General features: G+C 58.9%; 8 protein-coding genes. 7 read left to right on the top strand and 1 reads right to left on the bottom strand.

All coding sequences use genetic code 11. The features are described 5' to 3' along the window. Positions 1 to 191 precede the first annotated feature (191 nt). The 7 genes from BGN91_RS08310 to BGN91_RS08280 all read left to right on the top strand — a co-directional run bounded on the left by BGN91_RS08310 (position 192) and on the right by BGN91_RS08280 (position 6,790). The gene (locus tag BGN91_RS08310) at positions 192 to 575 is read left to right on the top strand and encodes a hypothetical protein (RefSeq protein WP_292612181.1); all 384 of its coding nucleotides are present in this window, start codon (positions 192 to 194) and stop codon (positions 573 to 575) included. Between the two features lie 64 nt (positions 576 to 639). Beyond that, positions 640 to 1,386 (top strand): hypothetical protein, encoded by a 747-nt coding sequence (locus tag BGN91_RS08305; RefSeq protein WP_292612179.1) that lies wholly within the window; start codon positions 640 to 642, stop codon positions 1,384 to 1,386. 120 nt (positions 1,387 to 1,506) lie between these two features. Then, the gene (locus tag BGN91_RS08300; RefSeq protein ID WP_292612177.1) at positions 1,507 to 3,009 is read left to right on the top strand and encodes a glycosyltransferase family 39 protein; all 1,503 of its coding nucleotides are present in this window, start codon (positions 1,507 to 1,509) and stop codon (positions 3,007 to 3,009) included. 271 nt (positions 3,010 to 3,280) lie between these two features. Next, positions 3,281 to 5,260, top strand: a complete 1,980-nt coding sequence (locus BGN91_RS08295) for a cbb3-type cytochrome c oxidase subunit I (protein WP_292612175.1) — start codon at positions 3,281 to 3,283, stop codon at positions 5,258 to 5,260. Continuing rightward, positions 5,257 to 5,874: a cytochrome c oxidase subunit 3 gene (locus BGN91_RS08290; protein ID WP_292612173.1), complete on the top strand. Its 618-nt coding sequence runs from the start codon at positions 5,257 to 5,259 to the stop codon at positions 5,872 to 5,874. The genes BGN91_RS08295 and BGN91_RS08290 overlap by 4 nt, the downstream gene beginning before the upstream one ends. 73 nt (positions 5,875 to 5,947) lie before the next feature. Then, a complete protein-coding gene (cyoD, locus tag BGN91_RS08285) occupies positions 5,948 to 6,217 on the top strand; it encodes a cytochrome o ubiquinol oxidase subunit IV (protein ID WP_292612171.1) in 270 nt (89 codons plus the stop codon). A gap of 378 nt (positions 6,218 to 6,595) precedes the next feature. Beyond that, positions 6,596 to 6,790: a DUF1059 domain-containing protein gene (locus BGN91_RS08280; protein WP_292612170.1), complete on the top strand. Its 195-nt coding sequence runs from the start codon at positions 6,596 to 6,598 to the stop codon at positions 6,788 to 6,790. 399 nt (positions 6,791 to 7,189) lie between these two features. Here the strand turns inward: BGN91_RS08280 and BGN91_RS08275 are convergent, their stop codons facing one another. After that, positions 7,190 to 7,939, bottom strand: a complete 750-nt coding sequence (locus BGN91_RS08275) for an SURF1 family cytochrome oxidase biogenesis protein (RefSeq protein WP_292612168.1) — start codon at positions 7,937 to 7,939, stop codon at positions 7,190 to 7,192. Between the last annotated feature and the right edge of the window lie 57 nt (positions 7,940 to 7,996).

The raw sequence follows: 7,996 nt of genomic DNA, 5'->3' as shown, positions 1-7,996 counted from the left end.
CCGTTCTCAGACCCACATGATCGGCGACGGTAGGTTTATGCTAGACTAGAATCGTTAGAAAGCGCAAGGGCGTTGATCTCAGAAATGTGTATTTTTTTCGCTCGCGATCGAGCATCGGCTGCGACGAAATCGATTGATTGCAGCGGTCGAGATCAATGCACGGCGCACCCTTGTTTTCACGGCCTGCGCGAATGTATCGACAGCCCTGGCGCATCCCTCAGATTGCGCTTCTTGCTCAGGAACTTATCAGGCTCTTGCCGAGAAATCCATCTGCGAGAAACGATGCGGTGCGGCAGCGCGCGCTCAAGGTGCAGGCAAGTATTCGCACCGCACACGCTGTCGGATTCCGGACAATGAAGATCGTTTTGGATGCCGTGCTCGATCGCTCGTGCCTCGACGCGATGACGCAAGGCGATACGACGTGCCGGAAACTGCCCACTGTTGCGACTTTTGGCCGCGCCGTACAACAAAGCAGAACGTTGCCGCGGTCCGATCCCGTTCCGTCAACTGCCAATGACGGACGCGGCGGCCATTCGAAAACAGCGGGCAGTTACGCAGTCCATCAATTACATTGAAGCGTCGTATGAAATCCTTCAATCATGCGCCGGACTTTCCTCCCCACGACCTAGGAGAATATTCATGGCTAAGTCGCGCTTGCCCGCGTTCCTGCAGGACCATCCGGGGCTTGGTACCCTTGGCAACGTGGAAATGCCGCGACTGAAACTGCTGCAGGCTTCCTCACCCGAACTCGCTCAATTCGAGAACGCCCGGCCAGGCGAATTCTGGCACAGCCTGCTCGACAAAAGCATCGGTTCGACCGTCCGCATTTGCCCGGTTTTCATCAACTGGTGCTTCATCCTGTGGCGTCCGCGCGAAGCAGGCGGCGGAATTCTCGCACGCTCCGACGACGGCAAGCATTGGACGCCCGCCGATACCGAATTCACCATCAAGCTCAAGAGTGGCGAGGAAGTGACTTGGCGGACGGGCCGCTCCGTGGCGGCATCGGGCCTGGGTAAACGAGGCAGCTATAATCCGAATGATCCGGAGTCGCCGCCCGCCGCCACGCGCATGTATTCGATCGTATGTTCATTTCCGGATCACCAGAATTGGCCGCCCGCCGTCGTGACGTTGCAGCGAACGGGCGTCAAAGCGGCGACCAAGCTGATCGATCAATTGAAGATCCTGCGCGCCCCGTCCTTCGGCGTCATTCTGGAAATGTCCTCGGTCAAGGACGAGTCGCCGGCCGGCGAGTTCAACAACTATGCGTTCGAACTGTACGGGCCAGTGGAGGACAAACCCTTCTACGAAGAAAATTCCAGGCAGTACCGTTTCTTCATCGAACACGGCCTCAAGGTGAAAGACCTTGAGAGTGCGCAAGATGATTAGCCCGATGATGAATTCGCGCTGAGCGTTGCCGCGCCCGGCCGGCGCCGCTCAGTGCTGCTGGAGGGTGTCGACCCCCATAACGGAACCCCCGCCGTGGAGGTGAGTTCCTCAAGGAACACAATGGGTTCGGACCAGGCAAGGGACACAGCCGTCGGGCGGCTATGGGATATCGCATTTGTCCCTGGCGAATGGATGCTCTCCCGTTTTTCCGGTTTGGACAAGTCGCGATGGCCGGTCCTGTGGGTCATCGGCCTCTTTCTGGTGCAGGCTGTGCCTGCCGCCATCATCCGCGCTTCCAACCTCGAGGAAGGACGAATAATCGCCATCGCGCGCGGCGCACTGGAGGACGGTCATTGGCTAACGCCATTCGTTTACGGCGAGAGATTCGCGGAGCGACCGGTTCTGCTATCGTGGTTAGCCGCACTCCTTGGCGAGACAACGGGAAGCGTGACGCTATGGTCATTGCGCATTCCGCACCTCTGTTTTTTCCTTGCCGGAACGCTGCTGATCTACAATTTGCTGCGATCCGTTACCGGCAAAAGTGCCGCAATTTTTGGTGCGCTTTGCTGGATCAGCATGCCGGTCGTCGCGCCCAAGTTCATCAATGCCGAACCTGATATCGTCCTTTCCGTCCTGCTATTCGGCGCGTTTTGCATCTGGTGGCAAGGCACTCGCGACAACAGCACAACATCTGGACGATGGCTCTGCATCAGCGTTTTGATTGCTCTCGCCGGCCTCACGAAGGGGCCGCAGGAAGTTGCTTACTTCACTCTCGGCGTCGGCTCTTACATCCTTCTGAAACAGCGTCATCAGATTCCGGCGTTTATCGCAGCGCACATCGGGGCCGGACTCATCATCGGTGGCTGGTATGGCCTCGTTTATCAGCCAGGCGATATCGATACCTGGCAAGCTCATTCGCGTCTGGCGCATACGACCACAGGTTTCGCGACGGTTTTCGGACATCTGGATTTCGTCAAAAGTCTGGCAGTTGAATTCCTGCCGGGCTCCATCCTGATTGGACCGGCTATCGTGATCGCCGTCCGCAGATGGCGAGATACGCGGGATGACCTGCTGCTTGCCGCAATACTTTACTCCGTGGCTTGCACGCTTATTCTCCTGGTCTGGCCGGGTAAAGTGGCTGCGCGCTACGCCATGCCGGGAACAATGACATTGGCGGTAATTTGCGGGCTGATGTTTGAGCGCTGGCTTCACAGCCACCGCAAAGTCATCGTGTCGGCCCTGGTTGTAGCCTATGCAATTTTTGGCGGCCTGCTCGTTCGAAGCTGGATCGTCATGCCGTTCGCGCCGCAGCTGTTTCAGGAAAGCCGCCTGGCCGGCCAAACGATTACCGCCACCATCCGGCAGAGACCCGGCCGTCTTTACGTTGTGGATGGGGAGGCAACCAATCACAACATGCTGGTTTATGTGAAGGGGCCGATCAGCGCGGTTTCACTGAACGATCTAGCCGCAATCGCAATGAACGCCCCGGCGATGGCGGTTTTACTTCCCGAGCACGAGCGTGCCCTATCCCGGATGAATCCAAAACTGCATCTGGTCGACAAAGGTGACGTCGTCTGCGGGAAAACTCGTTACAATATCGTCGAGATCATTGCCCAACGATGATCGGCCCGATCCCTGCTCTGCCCGATTACGATCTTATCCGAAATGATGTCGCCTCCCGCCAGGCGCCCAGGGTTCGGCCAAGACCTCGTAAATCTTAAATTCATAAGTAATTTCAATATCATATGTAGCATAACGATCGATCTAGGCGACCACCCGCGATTTCAATTGACCTCGCGGTCCTACCCGGTACTCTCGAAATGCCGGAGAATGCATCGCCCAGTTTCCTCGTAAACGCGACAGCATTGCTCCCTCTCTCTGAAGACCAGTTGGTATGCTCGGTAAGCTGACGATTGACGCCCTGCCGTTTTACAGCGGCATCGCCATGGCAGGAGCGCTGACCGTCGTGTGCGTTGCACTTGGCGTGGTCGCGTTCATTACGCGGCTCGGTCGATGGCGCTATTTATGGACCGAATGGCTGACGAGCCTCGACCATAAAAAAATCGGCATCATGTACGTCACGCTGGCGCTGGTCATGCTGGTGCGCGGCGTCATCGATGCCCTATTGATTCGCACCCAGCAGGCGTTCGCATTCGAACCCAACGGCTACCTGCCGCCGGATCATTTCGATCAGATCTTCACGTCCCACGCCACCATCATGATGTTTTTCGTGGCGATGCCGTTCGTGCTCGGCCTGCTCAATATCGTCGTTCCGCAGCAGATCGGCGCGCGCCGGGTGGCGTTTCCGTTCATGAACTCCGCTGGCCTGTGGCTGACCGTGTCCGGCGCTGGCTTGGTGATGATCTCGCTGGTCATCGGCAAGTTCTCGACCGCCTATTGGACCGCTTACCCACCCCAATCGGGCGTGCAATTCAACCCGGGAGTGGGCGTCGATTACTGGATCTGGGCGGTCCTGCTCAGCAGCGTCGGTTCGTTGCTGACGGGAATCAATTTTCTCGTCACGATCGTCAAACGACGCGCGCCCGGGATGCGACTGATGATGATGCCGCTATTCACCTGGGCGGCGCTATGCACCAGCATATTGATCATATTTGCCTATCCGGCCCTGATCGTCGCCGCCACACTGCTTGGCCTCGACCGCCAGCTCGGCATGCACTTTTTCACCGGCCTCCAAGGCGGCGGCAACGTCGCGAACTATGTCAGCCTGTTCTGGATCTGGGGCCATCCGCACGTCTACATCCTGATCCTGCCGGCGTTCGGCATCTACTCCGAGGTGGTGGCAACCTTTTCGGGCAGGAAATTGTCCGGCTACGCTCCGCTCATCTACTCCACTGCGGCGATCACGGTGCTCTCGTTGGTCGTCTGGCTGCATCATTTCTTCACCCTCGGGTCGGGCGCCGACGTCAACGCCTTCTTTGGCAGCGCGGCTCCGCTTATCGCCGTACCGACAATCGTGACGATCGCGGCCTGGTTGCTCACGATGTATCGCGGCCGCGTGCAATTCTCGGTGCCGATGCTGTTCACACTCGGTTTTATCGTGACGTTTCTCGTCGGCGGCATCTCCGGCTTTTTGTTCGCCGTGGCTCCGGCCAGTATCCACGACACCACCTTTCGGGTCGCGCATTTCCATAACTTGCTGATCCCCGGCGCGCTGTTCGGCTATTTCGCCGGCTACCAGTACTGGTTTCCCAAGGCGTTCGGTTTTCGTCTCGATGAAAAATGGGGCCGGCGCGCCTTCTGGTGCTGGATCGTCGGCTTCTGTCTGGCCTTCATGCCGCTGTATGTTCTTGGTCTTATGGGCATGCCGCAGCGCCTCAATCGCACCAACGTCGCTGACTGGCAGCCGTATCTCATCCTCGCCCAGTGCGGCGTCCTCTTCATCCTGTGCGGCATCGTCTTCCTCGCCGTCCAGATCGCCGTCAGCATCCGCGACCGCGCGATGCTTGCAGTTCCGGGCGGTGATCCCTGGAATGCCAGAACGCTCGAATGGGCGACCGCCTCTCCGCCTGCGGCCTACAATTTCGCCGTCGTACCCGAGGTGCATGGCATCGATCCATGGTGGACCATGAAGCAGGAAACGGCGAACCATGAACGCCCGCGCTTCCGCGATATCGTCATGCCCGGCAACAGTAGTGCCGGAATCGCGCTCGGTGCGACGTCGTTCGTGTTCGCCTTTGCAATGATCTGGCAAATCTGGTGGCTGGCCGCCATCGGCGGGTTGAGCGTGTTTGCCGCCGTCCTATCGCAGACATTCCATGATCGTGTCGGACGTCGCATCCCGGCGAGCGAAGTCGAAGCGATCGAGAGCCGCCGCGCCGGGTCCGACGCACTCGCAGTTGGGGTGCCGACGTGACCGACGCCGTCGTCACCGCAAACAATGGCGACGAGATCGAAGCCGAGGCAGCCCGGCGCGCCATCGAGGAGAAAACCTACGGCTTCTGGATCGGCCTGACGAGCGACGCGATCGTCTTCGCGCTGCTCTGCGCAATTTTTGTGGCGATGGCGCACGGCACCGCTGACGGACCGGCCGGGGACACGTTATTTCGGCTCCCGCGCATTTTTGCTCAAACCGTGCTGCTGCTCGCGAGCAGCGCGACGTTCGGCTTCGCCGGCGTTGCAATCGCAGCCGGGCGAAGCCGGCGCGCGGTGCTCTGGCTGGGCGTGACGTTTTTGCTCGGATTGGGCTTCATTTCCGCGGAAATCGCAGAACTCTATAGCATGGCCGCCGCGGACGCCGGCCCGTCGCGAAGCGGTTATCTTTCAGCCTTCTTCACGCTGATCGGGACCTACGGCGCTCACGTGAGCGTCGGCCTGGTCTGGATCGTCCTGCTGGGATGCGAGGTCGGGTTGCGCGGGATAACCCCGTTCGCGACCTCGCGGGTCTATCGGTTAGGCCTGTTCTGGCATTTCCTCGTAATCGTCTGGATCAATATCTTTTCTCTCGTTTATCTCCCGGGGCTTCTCTAGCATGGCGGCCGCGCCGCGAGCGCCGGACAGATCCGCTTCAAAGCATCGCAAGGATGTGACGGCCGGATCTTACTTGATCGGCTTCGTCCTGGCATTGGCTCTGGCCGCACTTCCATTCGGCCTTGTCGCCGCGCGCGCTCTGCCGCCTAAACAGACCTTTGTCATCATCGGCCTCGCTGCGATTGCGCAGGTCGTCGTCCACTTGCTGTACTTCCTTCGTATCGACCTGAAATCATCGTCGCAGAACAGACTGGCCATGCTCGGCTTCGCGGCCATTGTGCTGCTCATTCTGGTTGGCGGCACGCTTTGGATCATGTTCGACCGCTATTATCGCGTGACGTAGTCTTCTAGACGGCGGCGATGCGGCGCGACATCTCAAGGGATCGGCACGAGCGGGTAATCCTGACGCTCTGACCGACTGAGGATCGTATTCGCAGCCGTATCGACCAGATAGGCTGATCAACGCAAGAAACTTTCGATCCCCGCACGCGAATTCGAGCGCTGGGTCTGGAACGTTGCGCTTACAGATGTGAGAAGTGCAGACCGATCTTACAACCTCCAGATGTAAAACCGATGCAGCTGTCTGCTTTGAGCGGCCAGGACAGGTTGGAGCGATAAAGGATACCGCCGTCGGAACACCTGCTTTGTGATTGTTCGGCGCGATTCCCCGGGTGTATTTTGCGAAACAAGGGAGGGCTCCTCCGAACATCAGGAGACAAAAATGGCACGGAAGTACATCGATTGCCGCGAATTCCCTAGCGAGATGAAATGTACCGTTTCCATTTCGGCTGACAGCGAGGAAGAACTCGTAAACGCAGCCGTGCAGCATGCGACGGCGGTGCATGGTCAGAAAGACACGCCGGAGTTCCGCATGGAGGTCAGGAAAGCGATCCATCAAGGCATGCCGGCGGCTTGATGCCGCACTGATCGAAACGAGGTCGCTCAGGTTCGCCGGGGCGACCTCTTATGGACCTCTTATGCAAGAGTTCCGACTCGATAGGATCAAACAGATCTTCACCGGGCTCAAAGCCGTTTCGCAAGGCCCCCGGCGAACTATCGGGCGATCTGGAAGGCACGCATCGCCGTTACCGCCGACGCGTTTCAACCGTCGACCGGTTCTCCATCCTCTTCTTGGTTTTTGGTCCAATTTATATTTCAGAACCTGCGTTCCGGAATAAGCCGGACATCATGAACTATTGCGCGTTCGAACCGGATGAGGAAAAGCGGCGGTGCGTTTTCCGCCCGCATCCGCGCAAAATATTGGGATTGATCACGTTCATGACTTTGGATCGATTCGATCCAAAGCCATCGTGATCTAGCTCGAGCGTCGCTGGTTGCGCCACCACGCACCAAAGGCCAACATCAATGCGGCCGCGAGGCCGAACCAAGTGATGGCATACTGCAGATGATCGTCTTTCAGATGCACGTCGAGCGGACCAGGCTTCGGAACGCCACTCGCGGGCACCGGCGTCTCGAGGTCGATGTAGAAAGGTGCAACGTTTTCCCAGCCGAGAGCCTGAGCCATCGCGCCGATATCGCGGGAGAACCACAGTCGCTTGTCGCGAGCCGGAGACGGCGTCAACAGACCCGCCTTCTCCGGAAAGCGGAGATAGCCAGTCATCGGAACAGGCTGACCTGTCACCAGAGGGCTTACCGCGCGATCCTGCTGGCTGCGGTCCTGCACGGTATTTTGCACGAATCCAGCATTGATAACGACCGTGCCGCCGTCAGGCAGTCGTGCTGGCAGAAATGCCCAGGTGCCGACCCCGACGTCGGGGCGCACCGCCGAAGCGAAGGTGTAGACCATCGCGTCGGGCCGCGCCTCGTAGGTGGCTGAAAAGCTCACGCGACGGAACTCGTCTTTGGCCGGCGATAACGCCGCCCAGTCCGACGGGTTCGGCAATGCGGACGGCTTTTCCGCCAGGCGCTCGGAGAGAGCGGCGATAAGAGCATGCTTTTCGGCCCGGCGCTGCAGCTGCCATACGCCGAGACCGATCAACACACCGATCATGACCAGTGTGAAGACGCCGAGACCGAATCCCCGGCGATTTTTATGATTGTTCATTGGTGGTTTTGCCGGACGGGTCTGGCTTCTGCGGCGCCGTGGTGGAACTGGAGGCTG

This window comes from Nitrobacter sp. 62-13 (assembly GCF_001896955.1).
Classification (GTDB): Bacteria; Pseudomonadota; Alphaproteobacteria; order Rhizobiales; family Xanthobacteraceae; genus Nitrobacter.
The sequence above is the reverse complement of the archived record's forward strand: the minus strand, read 5'-3'. Positions and strand labels throughout refer to the sequence as shown.